Annotated in this window: 16 protein-coding genes; 5 read left to right on the plus strand and 11 right to left on the minus strand. The window is 70.9% G+C overall.

The window, feature by feature from the left end:
- The first annotated feature begins 64 nt into the window (after window positions 1-64).
- Window positions 65-1,888: an AMP-dependent synthetase/ligase gene (locus ADL15_RS42060; RefSeq protein WP_067704386.1), complete on the plus strand. Its 1,824-nt coding sequence runs from the start codon at window positions 65-67 to the stop codon at window positions 1,886-1,888.
- A gap of 48 nt (window positions 1,889-1,936) precedes the next feature.
- On the opposite strand, the gene ADL15_RS42065 is transcribed toward ADL15_RS42060, so the two are convergent.
- A complete protein-coding gene (locus tag ADL15_RS42065; RefSeq protein WP_067704388.1) occupies window positions 1,937-2,788 on the minus strand; it encodes a sigma-70 family RNA polymerase sigma factor in 852 nt (283 codons plus the stop codon).
- A 74-nt stretch (window positions 2,789-2,862) separates the two neighbouring features.
- Between ADL15_RS42065 and ADL15_RS42070 the strand changes: the two genes are divergently transcribed.
- Window positions 2,863-3,204 carry a VOC family protein gene (locus tag ADL15_RS42070; protein WP_067704391.1) on the plus strand — a complete coding sequence of 114 codons (342 nt, stop codon included), beginning with the start codon at window positions 2,863-2,865 and terminating at the stop codon, window positions 3,202-3,204.
- Window positions 3,205-3,211: 7 nt separating this feature from the next.
- On the opposite strand, the gene yczR is transcribed toward ADL15_RS42070, so the two are convergent.
- Window positions 3,212-4,669 carry a MocR-like transcription factor YczR gene (gene yczR, locus ADL15_RS42075; RefSeq protein ID WP_067704394.1) on the minus strand — a complete coding sequence of 486 codons (1,458 nt, stop codon included), beginning with the start codon at window positions 4,667-4,669 and terminating at the stop codon, window positions 3,212-3,214.
- Between the two features lie 58 nt (window positions 4,670-4,727).
- Between yczR and yczE the strand changes: the two genes are divergently transcribed.
- On the plus strand, window positions 4,728-5,339 hold the full coding sequence (gene yczE, locus ADL15_RS42080) for a membrane protein YczE (protein WP_067704397.1): 612 nt from the start codon (window positions 4,728-4,730) through the stop codon (window positions 5,337-5,339).
- Window positions 5,340-5,437: 98 nt separating this feature from the next.
- Complete coding sequence (locus tag ADL15_RS42085) at window positions 5,438-5,866, plus strand: hypothetical protein (RefSeq protein WP_067704399.1); 429 nt, start codon at window positions 5,438-5,440, stop codon at window positions 5,864-5,866.
- A gap of 279 nt (window positions 5,867-6,145) precedes the next feature.
- Here ADL15_RS42085 and hisF read toward each other — a convergent pair whose 3' ends face one another.
- From hisF to hisD, 7 genes are read right to left on the minus strand one after another with little or no spacing between them, the layout of a single operon-like run.
- Complete coding sequence (gene hisF, locus ADL15_RS42090) at window positions 6,146-6,907, minus strand: imidazole glycerol phosphate synthase subunit HisF (RefSeq protein WP_067704402.1); 762 nt, start codon at window positions 6,905-6,907, stop codon at window positions 6,146-6,148.
- Window positions 6,904-7,623, minus strand: a complete 720-nt coding sequence (gene priA, locus ADL15_RS42095) for a bifunctional 1-(5-phosphoribosyl)-5-((5-phosphoribosylamino)methylideneamino)imidazole-4-carboxamide isomerase/phosphoribosylanthranilate isomerase PriA (RefSeq protein ID WP_067704404.1) — start codon at window positions 7,621-7,623, stop codon at window positions 6,904-6,906. The genes hisF and priA overlap by 4 nt, the downstream gene beginning before the upstream one ends.
- 17 nt (window positions 7,624-7,640) lie before the next feature.
- Window positions 7,641-7,964 (minus strand): hypothetical protein, encoded by a 324-nt coding sequence (locus tag ADL15_RS42100; RefSeq protein ID WP_067704408.1) that lies wholly within the window; start codon window positions 7,962-7,964, stop codon window positions 7,641-7,643.
- Window positions 7,961-8,596, minus strand: coding sequence for an imidazole glycerol phosphate synthase subunit HisH (gene hisH, locus ADL15_RS42105; RefSeq protein WP_394326984.1), 636 nt, complete (start codon window positions 8,594-8,596; stop codon window positions 7,961-7,963). Before hisH ends, ADL15_RS42100 begins: the two co-directional genes overlap by 4 nt.
- Before the next feature lie 2 nt (window positions 8,597-8,598).
- Window positions 8,599-9,210, minus strand: coding sequence for an imidazoleglycerol-phosphate dehydratase HisB (hisB, locus tag ADL15_RS42110; protein ID WP_067704411.1), 612 nt, complete (start codon window positions 9,208-9,210; stop codon window positions 8,599-8,601).
- Window positions 9,207-10,283: a histidinol-phosphate transaminase gene (locus ADL15_RS42115; protein WP_067704912.1), complete on the minus strand. Its 1,077-nt coding sequence runs from the start codon at window positions 10,281-10,283 to the stop codon at window positions 9,207-9,209. Before ADL15_RS42115 ends, hisB begins: the two co-directional genes overlap by 4 nt.
- On the minus strand, window positions 10,280-11,635 hold the full coding sequence (gene hisD, locus ADL15_RS42120; RefSeq protein ID WP_067704415.1) for a histidinol dehydrogenase: 1,356 nt from the start codon (window positions 11,633-11,635) through the stop codon (window positions 10,280-10,282). The genes ADL15_RS42115 and hisD overlap by 4 nt, the downstream gene beginning before the upstream one ends.
- A 108-nt stretch (window positions 11,636-11,743) precedes the next feature.
- On the opposite strand from hisD, the gene ADL15_RS42125 reads away from it, so the two are divergent.
- Window positions 11,744-12,451 (plus strand): LON peptidase substrate-binding domain-containing protein, encoded by a 708-nt coding sequence (locus tag ADL15_RS42125; protein ID WP_067704420.1) that lies wholly within the window; start codon window positions 11,744-11,746, stop codon window positions 12,449-12,451.
- On the opposite strand, the gene ADL15_RS42130 is transcribed toward ADL15_RS42125, so the two are convergent.
- Complete coding sequence (locus ADL15_RS42130; RefSeq protein ID WP_232344885.1) at window positions 12,366-13,136, minus strand: hypothetical protein; 771 nt, start codon at window positions 13,134-13,136, stop codon at window positions 12,366-12,368. The genes ADL15_RS42125 and ADL15_RS42130 overlap by 86 nt on opposite strands.
- 30 nt (window positions 13,137-13,166) lie before the next feature.
- On the minus strand, window positions 13,167-16,715 hold the full coding sequence (gene dnaE / locus ADL15_RS42135) for a DNA polymerase III subunit alpha (protein WP_067704425.1): 3,549 nt from the start codon (window positions 16,713-16,715) through the stop codon (window positions 13,167-13,169).
- Window positions 16,716-16,741: the final 26 nt, after the last annotated feature.

Below are 16,741 nucleotides of genomic sequence, written 5' to 3' on the forward strand. Positions count from 1 at the left end.
GCATTACTCTGCGGTAACACCCACGTTACGTACCCCCCGTTTGAGGTTTTTAAGGCGGCGCCTGATGGCTCTCGACGTTCCCTACCGGTCAATTCCGGACATGTTGTTCCAGCGTGTGGCCAAGACTCCGGACGCGCGGGCGTTCGCCGGGCCCAACGCGGACGACACCGGGATGGACTGGCTGACCTGGCGCCAGGTCGGTGAACGCGCCAAGGCCATCGGGGCCGGGTTGCGCGAGCTCGGTGTCGGGCTGGAGGACCGGGTCGCGATCCTGTCCAGCACCCGCCTCGAGTGGGTCTTGGCCGATCTCGGCATCAACGTGGCCGGCGCGGCCGCCACCACGGTCTACCCGACCACCGAGCCGGAGGACACCGCGTTCATCGTGTCCGACTCCGGGTCGCGGGTGCTGATCGCGGAAAACCCGAAGCAGGCGCTGAAGATCGCCGGCGCGACCACGAGCGTCACCCAGGTGGTGCTGATCGACGGCGCGGCCGACGCCGGCGCCACACCGCCGCAGATCACCCTGGCCGAGCTGGAGGCGCGTGGCACCGCCGCGATCCAGCGGAACCCGGGCCTGATCGACGACGTCGTCGCCGAGCTGACGCCCGACCACATCGCCACCCTGATCTACACCTCCGGCACCACCGGCCGCCCCAAGGGCGTCGAGCTGCTGCACCGGGCCTGGACCTGGGAGGGCGTGGCGCAGGAGACCACCGGCCTGTTCTCCCCGACCGACCTGCACTACCTGTGGCTGCCGATGTCGCACGCGTTCGGCAAGACGCTGCTCTGCGGCATCGTGCACGTGGGCGTGCCGACCTACGTCGACGGCCGGGTGGACAAGCTGATCGACCTGCTCGCGGTGATCCGGCCGACGCTGATGTGCGCCCCGCCGCGGATCTTCGAGAAGGTCTACAACAAGACCGTCACCAGCGGCCTCTCCGGCGGCGGGCTCAAGCCGAAGATCTTCACCTGGGCCGTCGCGACCGGCAAGAAGAAGGTCGTGCTGGAGCAGGCCGGCAAGCCGGTCCCGGCGGCGCTCAAGGCGCAGTACGCGATCGCCGAGAAGCTGGTCTTCTCCAAGCTGCAGGCCAAGCTCGGCGGCAACCTGCGGGTGCTGGTCAGCGGCTCGGCCGCGCTGAGCCGGGACATCTCCGAGTTCTTCGCGGCGGCGAACCTGCCGATCCTGGAGGGCTACGGGATGACCGAGGCCTCCGCGGCGAACTTCGTGAACCGGCACGGCCGCCTCAAGATCGGCTCGGTGGGCGAGGCGCTCGGCGACCTCGAGGTCCGGATCGACACCGACGGCGAGGTGCTGCTGCGCGGCGCGCCGGTGATGCGGGGCTACCACAACCTCCCGGAGGCCACCGCGGAGGCGTTCACCGAGGACGGCTTCCTGCGCACCGGCGACATCGGCGAGCTCGACGCCGAGGGCTTCCTCAAGATCACTGACCGGAAGAAAGACCTGGTCAAGACGTCCGGCGGCAAGTTCATCGCGCCGAGTGCGATCGAGGGCGCGTTCAAGGCGGTCTGTCCCTACACCTCGCAGGCGATCGTGGTCGGCCAGTCCCGCAACTTCGTGACGATGCTGATCTCGCTGGACGAGGACGCCATCGCGGGCTGGGCGGCCGAGGGACCCCTGGCCGGCAAGAGCTACTCCGAGATCGTCGCCGCCCCCGAGACGCACGCGCTGGTCGAGGGTTATCTCGCCGAGCTGAACAGCAAGCTCAACCGGTGGGAGACGGTCAAGAAGTTCACCATCCTGCCGCGCGACCTGAGCATCGAGGCCGGCGAGATCACCCCGTCCATGAAGATCAAGCGGCGCAGCGTCGAGACGAACTTCGCCGAGCAGATCGACAAGATGTACGCGGGTTCCCTGGCCCAGATCTGACCGCTTCTGGTCACCGAAGCCGCCTCCTGAAAGGGAGGCGGCTTCTTTTCACACCATTGCGACGGTACGACCACCCGGCTCGGCCAGCAGCTCGATCCCGGCCACCAGCCCGGTGGCGCCGATCGTGAACACGAACAGCACCCGCGGTTCGCCCCGGTGCAGCCACGCGGCGCCCGGCTGCCCGTCGATGAGCGCGAGCCGGGCCGCCTGCGCCCGTCCGGTGAACGTCCGCGCGACCAGGTCGGCCCCGGTGACCCGCTCGTCGGAGCCCATCGCCACCGCCGCCGCGTCGGCCCGCAGCACCACCTCCGGGTCGAGCAGCTCCAGCAGCGCCCCGAAGTCACCGCCGCGGGACGCGGCCAGGAACGCGTCCACCACGGCCCGGCGCCGGTTCAGGTTGTGCTCGGCCGGGCCCTCCGCGCCGCGTACCCGCCGCCGCGCCCGGCTGGCCAGCTGCCGGGCCGCCTCCGGTGTGCAGCCGACCACCTCGGCGATCTGGGAGAACGGCACCCCGAACAGGTCGTGCAGCACGAACGCCAGCCGCTCCCCCGGGCTCAGCGTGTCCAGCACCAGCAGCAGCGCCGGGCCGATCGCGTCGGTCAGCAGCACCTCGTCCTCCGGGCCGGCCGCCGCGGCGGGCACGGTCACCGGCAGCTCGGCCGGGTCCTCGCGGCGGGCCGACCGGGACCGGAGCATGTCCAGGCAGATCCGGGACACCACGGTGGTCAGCCAGCCGGTCAGGTTGCCGACGTCGCCGGTGTCCGCGCGGATGACGCGAACCCAGGCCTCCTGGACCGCGTCGTCGGCCTCGTGCGCCGAGCCGAGGATCCGCTGCGCCACCGTGCGCAGGTGCGGCCGGGCGTCCTCGAACCGTCGGGCCAGGAACTCGGATTCGCTCATCGTCACACTCTCCGCTCGGGGTCCGTCATACGTTTGACGGACCACGGGAGTCCGACGTGACGAAGGGAAAAGCCATGCCGATCCGTACGATCACCGTCCCGGTCAAGGACCTGGACGCCGCGAAGGCTCTGTACACCCGGCTGCTCGGTGTCGAACCGTACGCCGACGCACCGTACTACGTGGGCTACCGCCCGGAGGGCGGACCGGAGCTCGGCCTCGACCCGCACGGCGACGTGACCGCCGGGCCGATCACCTACTGGCACGTCGAGGACATCAACGCCGAGGTGACCGCCCTGATCGCGGCGGGCGCCACCGAGGAACGCGGGGTGCACGACGTCGGCGGCGGCACGCTGATCGCCACCCTGCGCGACGCCGACGGCAACCGCTTCGGCCTGCACCAGGGCGCGGCAAGCTAGCCCGGGGTCAGGCGATGACCGCCGGGGTGCGCCAGCCCGACCGGGACGGTGTCCGGTCCAGGTCGTGGCGGACCGAGGCGATCCGCCGGACCGCCTCGACCAGGTCGTCGGCCGCGAGCGTGAACGGCAGCCGCAGGAACCGTTCCAGGGTGCCGTCCAGCCCGAACCGGGGCCCCGGCGCGAGCCGTACCCCGACGTCCTCGGCGGCCCGGGACAGCGCGCTGGAGATCGGGCCGTCCAGCTCCACCCAGAGCGTCACACCCCCGCCGGGCACGAAGAACCGCCACTCCGGCAGCTGCTCGCGCAGCGCGGTGACCAGGGCGTCCCGGCGGAAACGCAGCTGCGCGCGGCGCGCCTCGACGATCGACGGCGCGTCGCGCAGCAGGTGCACGGCGACCAGCTGCTCCAGCACCGGGCTGGCCATGTCCACACCGACCCGGATCGCGGCGAGCCGCTGCACCATCGGCGCCGACGCGCGCACCCAGCCGATCCGCAGGCCACCCCAGTACGGCTTGCTCATCCCGCCGATCGACATCACCCGGGAGTGCCGGTCGAAGACCGCGACCGGCGGGGGCATCTGCGGATCGTCCAGAGGCAGGTCCACGAACGACTCGTCGACGACCAGCTCGGTGCCGGTGGAGTGCGCGGTGGCGACCATCCGCTCGCGCAGCTCGACCGGCATCAGGTGCCCGGTCGGGTTGTGGAACTCGGGGATCATGTACGCCAGCCGGGGCCGGGTCTGCCGGAGCGCGCCGAGCAGCATCTCGCCGTCCCAGCCGGTCGCGGTGTCCAGCCCGTGCGTGGTGATCCGGGCCCGCCGGGCGGAGAGCGCGGCCAGCGCGTTCGGGTAGGTCGGCGTCTCCACCAGCACCGGCGCGCCGGCCGGCACGGAGAGCCGGAGCACCAGGTCGAGCGCCTGCTGGGTGCCGCTGGTGATCAGCACCTGCTCGGTCGAGGTGGGCACGCCCCGGGCCGTGTAGATCTGGGCCACCGCGTCGCGCAGCTCGGCGAGCCCGGTCGGGTGGTATCCGGCGCTGCCCAGGTAGCGCGGCAGGTCGTCGGCGGCGGCCCGGGCGGCCGGCACCAGCTCGACCGGCGCGGCCGAGGCGGCCACCCCCATGTCGATCATGTCGAGGTCGTCGTCCGGCGTCCACAGGCCGGAGGTGGCCACCCGGTGGCCGTTCGGCAGCGTGGTCCAGCTGCCGGCGCCGCGCCGGCTGGTCAGGTGACCGGTCTCGCGGAGCGCCCGGTACGACGCGGACACCGTGGTCCGGCTGACCGCCAGGGACTCGGCGAGCTCCCGTTCGGCGGGCAGCCGCACCCCGAGGGCGAGCCGTCCGTCGGAGAGCAGCCCGCGCACCGCGGCCGCCAGCGCGGCGTAGTCCGGACTTCGGTGCCGGCCCGGCAGCGAATGCCACCGACCGAGCAGACGAGCCAATTGGTCGCCTCGAACCGACGTTGTCATAGCCACCTCCCGAGGATTGGCACTTTAACACCGGGGAATTGGCATCGAGAGTGGCACCATGAGCCTGGTTCGTCGCGTGCCACAACTCCTGCTCGGCCTGGTCCTGTACGGCGTCAGCATGGCGCTGATGGTGGAGTCCGGCCTGGGCCTCAACCCGTGGGACGTGTTCCACCAGGGGATGACAAAGGTCACCGGGATCAGTTTCGGTCTGGTGGTGCTGCTGGTCGGCATCCCGGTGCTGCTGCTCTGGATCCCGCTGCGGCAGCGGCCCGGCATCGGCACGGTGGCCAATCTGGTGATCGTCGGCTTCGCCGCGGACGGCGCGCTGGCCCTGCTGCCGGCCGGCGTCACCATCCCGGCCCGGGTCGGCTATCTGGTCGCCGGGATTCTGCTGAACGGGTTCGCGACAGGTCTCTACATCGGCAGCCGGATGGGCCCGGGCCCGCGCGACGGCCTGATGACCGGGCTGGCCGGCCGGTTCCCGAAGCTGTCGGTGCGGGTGATCCGCACCGGGATCGAGTTGTTCGTGCTGGGCACCGGTTTCCTGCTCGGCGGCACCGTCGGGGTGGGAACGATCGTCTATGCCCTGGCGATCGGCCCGCTGGTGCACCTGTTCCTGCCCCGGCTGACGGTCCCCGATCCGGACCGGTCCGCGGTGCCCGCACACTGAGACAGACGAACCCCGATGTTCCCGGGGCGGGTCACAAGCCGGTGATCATCCGGACACATTCGCTTCCCGCCATGCCACCGGCACGGCATCATGGCGACATGGGGGCCGGCGGCTGGAACTGGAACGACGCGTGGATCTTCGTCTCCGCGGTCATCGCTGAGCGCCTGGAACGCGACAGGGCGCTGCACGCGGCCCTGCCGGTGGCCGGCGCGACGATCACGGATCTGCTGGCCGCGGCCGACTTTCTGCACCACAGCGTGCCGAGCCGCGCCGATCTGGAGGAGTCCGTCCGCCGGTTGGCCGGCGCCGGACTGATCACCGTGGAGGACGAGGTGATCGAGGTGGCCCCGGCCGGTGAGCAGCTCTGGCGGACCCGCCCGTTCAGCGGCCTGTCCTCCGCCGTGATGACCTTGCAGACCCAGCTCAACCGGGTCGCCGAGCCCGGGTACACCGACTGGACGCTCGGCGACACCGCCTACAACACCGCGGTCCGCGAGTACAGCATGCGTCTCGCCGACGACCGATAAAACCTGTTCGGTACGCATACCGGGTCCCGTCCGTAGGCTACGAGCCACGTCACCTGGCTGCGGCCACGCGACGCCCGCGCCGGTCCGGGCCGCGGCGCGCCCCCCGATTCTGGCTGGGCGTCAGGGGTGTCTCCGCAGCGCGGAGACACCCCTGACAGCCAGCCGAAAACCCGCAGTCGCGGCCGGGCCGCGGGTCGCCGCGGTGTCGCGGCCCCGTGCGCTCGGGACTCGGCTCGTAGCCTACGGACGGGACTTTCAGGTCGTACCGTAAAAAATCGGTCAGCGGACCGGGTGCCCGGCGCCGCGCAGACTGTCCTTGACCTGGCCGATCGTGAGGTCGCCGAAGTGGAAGACGCTCGCGGCCAGGACCGCGTCGGCGCCCGCCTCGACCGCCGGCGGGAAGTGCTCGACAAGGCCGGCGCCACCGCTGGCGATCACCGGAATGTCCACCACGGCGCGCACCGCGCGGATCAGCTCCAGATCGAAACCGGCCTTGGTGCCGTCGGCGTCCATCGAGTTCAGCAGGATCTCGCCGGCGCCCAGCTCGGCCACCCGGGCCGCCCATGCGACCGCGTCCAGACCGGCGCTGCGACGCCCGCCGTGCGTGGTGACCTCCCAGCCGGACGGCTGATCCGCGGCCCGGCGGACGTCCAGCGACAGCACCAGCACCTGGTTGCCGAAACGCTCCGCGATCTCGCTGATCAGTTCCGGTCGGTTGATCGCCGCGGTGTTCACGCCGACCTTGTCCGCGCCGGCCCGCAGCAGCACGTCCACGTTCGCCGGCGAGCGCACCCCGCCACCCACCGTGAGCGGGATGAACACCGTCTCCGCGGTCCGCCGCACCACGTCCAGCATGGTGCCGCGGTCGTCCGAGGAGGCGGTCACGTCGAGGAAGGTCAGCTCGTCGGCGCCGGCCGCGTCATACGCCGCGGCCAGCTCGACCGGGTCACCGGCGTCCCGGAGGTCGACGAAGTTGACCCCCTTGACCACCCGGCCGGCGTCCACGTCCAGGCACGGGATCACCCGCACGGCGACCGTCATCCCAGGACGTCCAGGGCCTCGCGGACGGTGAACGCGCCGGCGTAGAGCGCCTTGCCGGCGATCACACCCTCCACCCCGACCGGTTCCAGGGTGGCCAGGGCGCGCAGGTCGTCCAGGGTGGAGACGCCACCGCTGGCGATCACCGGCTTGTCGGTGGCGGCGCAGACCTCGCGCAGCAGCTCCAGGTTCGGGCCGCGCATAGTGCCGTCCTTGGTGATGTCGGTGACGACGTAGCGGGCCGCGCCAGCCTTGTCCAGGCGGGCGAGCACCTCGTAGAGGTCACCGCCGTCGCGGGTCCAGCCGCGCGCGGACAGGGTGCGGCCGCGCACGTCCAGGCCGATGGCGACGCGGTCGCCGTACTCGGCGCAGATCCGGTCGCACCACTCCGGGTCCTCCAGCGCGGCGGTGCCGATGTTGACCCGCTGGGCGCCGGTGGCCAGCGCCCGGGTCAGCGACTCGTCGTCGCGGATGCCACCGGAGAGCTCCACCTTGACGTCCAGCCGGCGGACCACGTCGGCGAGCAGTTCGGCGTTCGAGCCCCGCCCGAACGCGGCGTCCAGGTCGACCAGGTGCACCCACTCGGCGCCGTCGTTCTGCCAGGCCAGCGCGGCGTCGAGCGGGTCGCCGTAGGAGGTCTCCGAGCCGGCGGCACCCTGGACCAGGCGAACCGCCTGGCCGTCGGCGACGTCAACGGCGGGCAGCAGTTGCAGTGTCACGTTTTCCCCTTGAGAAGCTAAGGACGGCGGCCCAGCGCGACGACGACGAGGGCCGGCGCGGCGAGGACGAGCAGGACGGTGAGCAGGACACGGAGAGCCGGGTCCGGGATGAAGAACCAGACCAGGCCGATGGCCACCAGCGCGACGACCACGATGCCGATCCGCTGGCGCCGGCTGCGGCTGTAGAGACGGCCGTCCCGGCCCAGCCGGACGTTCGGCCGGACGGACCTGAGCAGCGTGCGACGCCACTGCCGCCGGGCGACCTTCCGGGCGCGGACGGCCTTCTCCCGTTCGAGGACGACGAGCCGTTCGGCCCGTCGTTTCGCGCGTTCCTTGCTCACGACAGTGTTTTCACCCAGTTGGCCAGCAGCGCATACCCCGCGTCGGCCGACTTCTCGGGGTGGAACTGCGCGACGCTCAGCGCGCCCGCCTCCACCACGGCCGCGAACGGCTCGTCGTGCGCCGCGGTGGTGACCTCGGCATGGCTCAGCGCGCCGAGGTCCTGCGCCGCGTACGAGTGGACGAAGTAGAACCGGGTGTCACCGGCCAGCCCGGCGAGCAGCCGTGAGCCGTCCGGGACGGTGACCGTGTTCCAGCCCATGTGCGGGATCCGCCGGGCCTGCAGCCGGGTCACCGAGCCGGGCAGCAGCCCCAGCCCCGCGGTCTGCACGCCGTGCTCCACCCCGGAGTCGAACATGATCTGCATGCCCACGCAGATGCCGAGCACCGGACGCCCGGCGGCGACCCGCTCGGCGATCACCGGCCCGGCCCCGAGCTCGTTGATCCCGGCCATGCAGGCGGCGTAGGCGCCGACCCCGGGCACGACCAGCCCGTCGGCCTCGGCGGCCGCGCGCAGGTCGCTGGTCACGATGACGTCCACACCGGTGCGCGCCACCGCGCGCTCGGCGCTCCGCAGGTTCCCCGACCCGTAGTCGAGGATCACCACGCTCGTGGTCATCTCGTTCGTCGGCATGATCAGAGCACGCCCTTGGTGGACGGCAGCGCGCCGGCGTTGCGCGGGTCGATCTCGACGGCCTCGCGCAGCGCCCGGGAGAACGCCTTGAACTGGGCCTCCACCACGTGGTGCGCGTCCGGGTGACCGCCCGGGCGGCAGGCCCGCAGCACGTCTACGTGCAGGGTCACCCGGGCCGCGTGCCCGAACGCCTCGAAGATGTGCCGGGTCATGCTCGTCGCGTAGACCGGCCCGATGTACGGCGTGAGCAGCGGCTCGTCGTGCACCACGTAGGACCGGCCGGACAGGTCCACGGCCGCCCGGACCAGCACCTCGTCCATCGGGATGGTGGCCGAGCCGTACCGCCGGATGCCCCGCTTGTCGCCGAGCGCCTGGGCGAACGCCTCACCCAGGGCGATCGCGGTGTCCTCGATGGTGTGGTGCGAGTCGATCTCGAGGTCGCCCTCGGTACGCACGGTCAGGTCGAACCCGCCGTGCTTGGCGAGCTGGTTGAGCATGTGGTCGTAGAAGCCCACGCCGGTGCTCAGGTCGCCCTTGCCGGTGCCGTCGAGGTCGATCTCGACGAGCACCTTGGTCTCGTTGGTGACGCGGTCAATCCGCCCGGTGCGACTCACGAAAGGATCTCCTCAGCGGCGTTCAGGAATGCGGACGTCTCGGATTCGGTGCCGGCGGTGACCCGGAGCCAGCCGGTCAGGCCCACGTCGCGGATCAGCACACCCCGGTCGAGGAACGCCTGCCACACGGCCTTCTGGTCGTCGGCCGTCGCAAAGAGCACGAAGTTCGCGTCGGAGTCGGCCACCTTCACGCCGCGCGACCGCAGCGTGGTGACGATCCGGTCGCGCTGCTCCTTGATCGCCTCGACGGTCACCAGCAGCGAGTCCCGGTGCACGACGGCCGCGCGGGCGGCGGCCTGGGTGATCGAGGAGAGGTGGTAGGGCAGCCGGACCAGCTGCACCGCGTCGACCACGGCCGGGTCGGCGGCCAGATAACCCAGCCGCCCACCGGCGAAGCCGAACGCCTTGCTCATCGTCCGGCTCACCACCAGGCGCGGGTGCTCGGGCAGCAGGGTGAGCGCGCTCGGGGTGCCCGGACGGGCGAACTCGGTGTACGCCTCGTCGACGATCACCATGCCCTTCGCCGCACCGAGCACCGCGTCGACCACGGCCGGGTCGAGAGCCGTGCCGGTCGGGTTGTTCGGCGAGCACAGGAAGATCACGTCCGGGTCGTGCTTCTCGATCTCGGCGACGGCGCGCGCCGGATCCAGACCGAAATCCGGGTCACGCAGCGCGCCGATCCACTCGGTGCCCGTCCCCGCCGCGAGCAGCGGGTGCATCGAGTAGGACGGTCCGAACCCGAGCGCCTTCCGCCCCGGCCCGGCGAACGTCTGGAGCAGCTGCTGCTGCACCTCGTTCGACCCGTTCGCGGCCCACACGTTCGTCGTGGACAGGCCGTGGCCCAGGTAGGACGCCAGCTCGGTGCGCAGCGCGACCGCGTCCCGGTCCGGGTAGCGGTTGAGGTCGCGCAGCTCGGCCTGCACGGCCTTGCCGATCGCCTCGACCACGTCCTCGGGCACCGGGTACGAGTTCTCGTTGGTGTTCAGCCGGACCGCGACGTCGAGCTGCGGCGCGCCGTACGGCGACTTCCCCCGCAGATCGTCCCGGATCGGCAGATCGTCGATGGTCGTCATGCCGGGAACCTCCCGTCCGACCGCCCCGCCCGCCACCCTGAATCGGACGGAAACCGCGCTTTTACCGCGTCGCCGTGCGCGGGCAGGTCCTCCGCGTCGGCCAGGGTCACCACGTGACCGGCCACGTCGCGCAGCGCCGCCTCGTCGTACTCGATCACGTGGATGCCGCGCAGGAACGACTGCACCGACAGCCCCGACGAGTGCCGCGCGCAGCCACCGGTCGGCAGCACGTGGTTGGAACCGGCCGCGTAGTCGCCGAGCGACACCGGCGACCAGGCGCCTACGAAGATCGCGCCGGCGTTGCGCACCCGCATCGCCCACTCCCGGGCGTCCCGGGTCTGGATCTCCAGGTGCTCGGCCGCGTACGCGTCGACCACCGCGAGCCCCTGCTCCAGGTCGTCGACGAGCACCACACCGGACTGCTCGCCGGTCAGCGCTGTCCGCACCCGCTCCTCGTGCTTGGTCGCCGCGACCTGGATCACCAGCTCGGCCTCCACCGCCTCGATCAGCGCGGGCGAGTCGGTGACCAGCACACTCGCCGCGAGCGGGTCGTGCTCGGCCTGACTGATCAGGTCGGCGGCGACGTGCCGCGGGTCGGCGGTCTCGTCGGCCAGCACGGCGATCTCGGTGGGGCCGGCCTCGGCGTCGATGCCGACCGTGCCGCGCAGCAGCCGCTTGGCCGCGGTCACCCAGATGTTGCCCGGCCCGGTGATCACATCGACCGGCTCGCAGCGGTCACCCTCGTCGACGCCGTCGGCGCCATACCCCAGCATGGCGATCGCCTGGGCTCCGCCGACCGCGTAGACCTCGGTCACGCCGAGCAGCGCGCACGCGGCAAGCACCCGGGAATCCGGCAGGCCGCCGTTCGTGGCCTGCGGCGGGCTCGCCACGACCAGGCCCTCGACGCCGGCCACCTGCGCCGGCACCACGTTCATCACCACGGTGGACGGATAGACGGCGAGGCCACCGGGCACGTAGAGGCCGACCCGGCGGACCGGGATCCAGCGCTCGGTGACCGTGCCACCGTCGACCACCCTCGTGGTGGTGTCGCTGCGGCTCTGGTCGGCGTGCACCTTGCGGGCCCGCTTGATCACCTCGAGCAGGGCGGCCCGGACGTCCGGGTCGAGCGTCGCGGCCGCGGCCTCGATGGCCTCGGCGGGCACCCGCAGGCGCTCCAGGGTGACGCCGTCGAACTTCTCGGTCGCCTCCCGGATCGCACTGAACCCATGCTGATGGACCGCCTCGACAACGGGACGAATCCTCTCGACAGCCACGGAGACGTCGAGCTGGGCACGAGGCAGCAGACCGCGCGGGTCCCGGCGGGAGCCGCGCAGGTCGATCCGATTCAGCACGGGACCAGTCTAGGCGGCCACCCAGGGGCCACCGCGAGCGCAATACCCCGGCCCAGGCGTTGGGACACGGTGGGTTGACCAAGGTCAGCGGACGGCTAGGCTGAACGCGTGAGCGATCGGCTACCGGTCTTCCCGATGAGCACGGTGCTCTTTCCCGGCCTGGTGCTGCCCCTGCACATCTTCGAGGAGCGTTATCGCGCTCTCGTGCGGGAGCTGGCCGCGAGGCCGGCTGAGCCGCCGAGCGAGTTCGGCGTGGTCACCCTCCGGCGTGGCACCGAGGTGCCGCCGGAGACCGGCGACGGCCCGGACCCGGCGCCCGCGCCGGTCAACGCCGGCGACCTGTACGACGTCGGCTGCACCGCCGAGCTGCGGCACGTCACCGAGCTGCCGGACGGCCGATTCGACATCATGACGGTCGGCCGCCGCCGATTCCGGATCCTCGACGTCGAGCAGGGCTCCGAGCCGTACCTGACCGCGAACGTCGAGTGGCTGCCGGACAAGGACACCCCGGACCCGCTGGCCGAGCTGCTCAAGCCCCGGGTCCTGGCCGCCTTCCAGCAATACCTGGAACTGCTGAGGCCGAACGCCGACATCATCGATCAGGTGCCGGACGACGCGACCGTGCTGTCCCACCTGGTCGCCGCGACCGCCCAGCTCACTCTGGACGAACGCCACCTGCTGCTGTCCGCCCCGGACACCGCGACCCGGCTGCGCGCCGAGTTGCGGATCCTCAGCCGCGAGGCTGGTCTGCTGGCCCGGGTGCGGGCGGTGCCGGTGCCGCTGTCGGATCTGGCCCGACCGGCCAGCCCGAACTGAGCGGGTCGCCGGCGACCGGCTGCGGCGCCGGGGTGCTGTTGTAGGACGGGTACGGCTCGTCGTACTGCCCGTGGTTCGGGCCGTATCCGGGCTGCGCGCCCGGGTGGTCGAGGTCCGGATCGTTCGACCAGCCGGCCAGCAGGGTCAGTACGATCGCCGCGACGAACGCCGGGATCAGCGTGGGCCCCAGCGAGTGCACCTCCGGCGGCGCCAGGTAGGTCGCGCCCTGCGCGGCGGACGCCCGCCACTGCTCGTACGCGTCCTTGCCGATCATCTCGCCGATCGGGACCGCGACCCAGTGCACGCCCACCCCGGCGCCGGCCACCACGCCGAGCAGCAGCGCCGGGCCACGGTCGCGGCGCAGCAGCAGCCAGGCGACGATCGCCACCAGCAGTCCGAAACCGATCCCGAGCAGGGTCAGCCAGCCGTCGGCGGCGATGTACTGCTCGGGCGACGGGTCGTTGACCACGATGCCGTTGTCACCGGCGTCGATCACCGGCACGGTCGGCGCGAGCGCGTGCCAGAGCAGCCCGAACGGGACGCCGAGCGCCGTGACCACGGCGAAACTGCCGGCCGCGACGGTGAGCGCGCGCCGCCACGAACGACGGCTGCCCTGCTGGATCTGCCACCACGGCGGCCGCGCCGCCGGGTGCTCCACCACTTCCGGGACTTCCTCTGGGTGCACCCTGTGATCCTTCCAGATCCCGCCGCGGCGTCAGGCGACGGCCGCCGGGCCGAGGATCATCTTGAGGTCGGCACGCAACGCGGGCGTCGGCGCGACCCGGACCGCGACCAGTCGCCAGATCGTGGTCCGCTTGCCGTTCTGCAGGTGGACGTGCACCTCGGTGTCGCCCGGATGGCTCACCAGGATCTCCTTGAGCTCGTCGACGAGCGGCGGGGTGCACCTGGTGATCGGCATCGTCAGGACCACCGGCTTGCTGTCCGGGTTGTGGGAGATATCCGGGATGGACATGTCCATCGCCATGATCCGCGGGGTGTCGTCGCGCCGGTCCACCCGGCCCTTGACCACCACGATGGCGTCCTCGGCGATGTACTGGCCGATCACCTCGTAGGTGTTCGGGAAGAACAGCGTCTCGACGCCACCGGCCAGGTCCTCGACGGTGGCCGAGGCCCAGGCGCGGCCCTGCTTGGTGATCCGCCGCTGCACCCCGGTGAGGATGCCGGCGATCGTCACCACCTGGCCGTCCTGGACCGAGCCGTCCTCGTTGAGCGCGGCGATGCTGACGTCGGCGTTGCTCTGCAGCACCTGCTCCAGCCCGGCCAGCGGGTGGTCGGAGACGTAGAGGCCGAGCATCTCGCGCTCGAAGACGAGCTTGTCGCGCTTGTCCCACTCGCTCTCGCCGATGGTCGGCATCGCGACCGTGGCCGAGGAGCCGCCGACCGAGTCGCCGAACGCGCCGAACAGGTCGAACTGGCCGGCCGCCTCGTTCCGCTTGACCCCGGCGTACGCGTCGATCGCCTCGGCGTGCACGGCCAGCAGGCCCTTGCGGGTGTGCCCCATCGAGTCGAACGCGCCCGCCTTGATCAGCGACTCGATGGTCCGCTTGTTGCAGGCCACCGCGTCCACCTTGGCGAGGAAGTCGTAAAAGCTGGAGTACCCACCCTGTGCTTGCCCATCTTTTGCCTTGCGGCAGCGGGCGATCGCCTCGACCACGTTGCCGCCGACGTTGCGGACCGCGCCCAGTCCGAACCGGATGTCGGTCCCGATCGGGGTGAACGGACCGGCCGACTGGTTCACGTCCGGCGGCAGCACCTGGATGCCCATCCGCCGGCACTCGGCCAGGTAGACCGCCATCTTGTCCTTGTCGTCGCCGACACTGGTCAGCAGACCGGCCATGTACTCGGCCGGGTAGTGCGCCTTGAGGTACGCCGTCCAGTAGGACACCAGCCCGTACGCCGCGGAGTGCGCCTTGTTGAACGCGTAGCCGGCGAACGGGACCAGCACGTCCCACACCGCCTGGATCGCCTCGAGGGAGTACCCGTTCGCGACACAGCCGTCGCGGAACGGGATGAACTCCTTGTCGAGGATCTCCTTCTTCTTCTTGCCCATCGCCCGGCGCAGCAGGTCGGCCTGGCCGAGCGTGTACCCGGCGAGGATCTGCGCGGCGCGCTGCACCTGCTCCTGATAGACGATCAGGCCGTAGGTGGGCTCGAGGATCTCGCGCAGCGGCTCCTCCAGCTCCGGGTGGATCGGGGTGATCTCCTGGAGCTTGTTCTTGCGCAGCGCGTAGTTGGTGTGCGAGTCGACGCCCATCGGGCCCGGCCGGTACAGCGCCAGGACGGCCGAGATGTCCTCGAAGTTGTCCGGCTTCATCAGCCGCAGCAGCGACCGCATCGGGCCACCGTCGAGCTGGAACACGCCAAGCGTGTCACCGCGGGCCAGCAGCTCGTACGCGCCCTTGTCGTCGAGCGGCAGGGCCAGCAGGTCGAGCGGCGCGCCGTGGTTGAGCTCGATGTTCTTGTTCGCGTCGTCGATGATCGTCAGGTTCCGCAGGCCCAGGAAGTCCATCTTCAGCAGGCCGAGGTTCTCGCAGGTCGGGTAGTCGAACTGCGTGATGATCACGCCGTCGGCGGCCCGGCGCATCAGCGGGATGTGATCGATGATCGGCTCGGCGGACATGATCACGCCGGCCGCGTGCACGCCGGTCTGCCGGATCAGGCCCTCGATGCCGCGCGCGGTGTCGATCACCTTCTTGACGTCCGGGTCGGTCTCGTACAGCGTGCGGACCTCACCGGCCTCGTTGTACCGCTTGTCGTCCTTGTTGAAGATGCCGCCCAGGGTGATGCCCTTGCCCATCACGTCCGGCGGCATCGCCTTGGTGATCCGGTCGCCGACCGCGAACGGGAACCCGAGCACCCGGGCCGAGTCCTTCACCGCGGCCTTCGCCTTGATCGTGCCGAACGTGGCGATCTGGGCGACCTTGTCGTCGCCCCACTTCTCGGTCACGTACCGGATGACCTCGGCGCGCCGGCGCTCGTCGAAGTCGATGTCGACGTCGGGCATCGAGACGCGCTCGGGGTTGAGGAACCGCTCGAAGATCAGCCCGTGCTGGATCGGGTCCAGGTCGGTGATGGCCATGGCGTACGCGATCAGGGAGCCGGCGGCGGACCCGCGGCCCGGACCGACGGCGATGCCGTTGTCCTTCGCCCACTGGATGAAGTCCGCGACCACCAGGAAGTACGCCGGGAAGCCCATGCTGATGATCACGCCGAGCTCGTACTCGGCCTGGGTGACGTGGGTCTCCGGGATGCCGGCCGGGAACCGCTTGCGCAGCCCCTCGTACGCCACGTGCCGGAAATACTCCTCCTCGGAGAAACCGTCCGGGATCGGGAACCGCGGCATCAGGTTCTTGAACGTGAACATCCCGTCGATGTCCACCTTCTCGGCCACCAGCAGGGTGTTGCGGCACCCCTCCTGCCAGGCGTCCGAGGAGTCGACCGCGCGCATCTGGTCGGCCGACTTCACGAAGTAGCCCGAGCCGTCGAACCGGAACCGGTTCGGGTCGGCCACGTTGCTGCCGGTCTGCACGCAGAGCAGCACGTCGTGCGCCGCGGACTGCTCCTCGTGGGTGTAGTGCGAGTCGTTGGTGACCAGGGTCGGGATGGAGAGCTTCTTGCCGATCTCCAGCAGCCCGTCCCGGACCCGCTTCTCGATCGACAGACCGTGGTCCATGATCTCGAGGAAGTAGTTGTCCTTGCCGAGCGCTTCCTGGTATTTCGCCGCGGACTTGAGCGCCTCGTCGAACTGCCCCAGCCGCAGGCGGGTCTGCACCGCGCCGGACGGGCAGCCGGTGGTGCCCATGATGCCCTCGGCGTGCTCCGCGATGATCTCGAAGTCCATCCGCGGGTACTTGCCGAGCTGGCCCTCGATGGAGCCCCGCGAGTTGAGCCGGAACAGGTTCTTCAGGCCGACCGCGTTGCGCGCCCACATGGTCATGTGGGTATACGCACCGTTACCGGAGATGTCGTCCGACTTCTGCTCCGGACGACCCCACTTGATCCGGCTCTTGGTCAGCCGCGACTCCGGGGCCACGTACGCCTCGACACCGATGACCGGCGTGATGCCCGCGTCTTTCGACTGCTTGTACATCTCATAGGCACCGTGCATGTTGCCGTGATCGGTGATCGCGGCGGCCGGCATGCCGAGGCGTTTCGCCTCGGCGATCAGTTCCTTGACCCGGGCCGCTCCGTCGAGCATCGAATACTCGGTGTGAACGTGCAGATGCACGAACGAGTCGGACACCCGGGACCCCCTCTTCGTTTGGCAGC

It is taken from the genome of Actinoplanes awajinensis subsp. mycoplanecinus (assembly GCF_001509495.1).
Taxonomy (GTDB): domain Bacteria; phylum Actinomycetota; class Actinomycetes; order Mycobacteriales; family Micromonosporaceae; genus Actinoplanes; species Actinoplanes palleronii.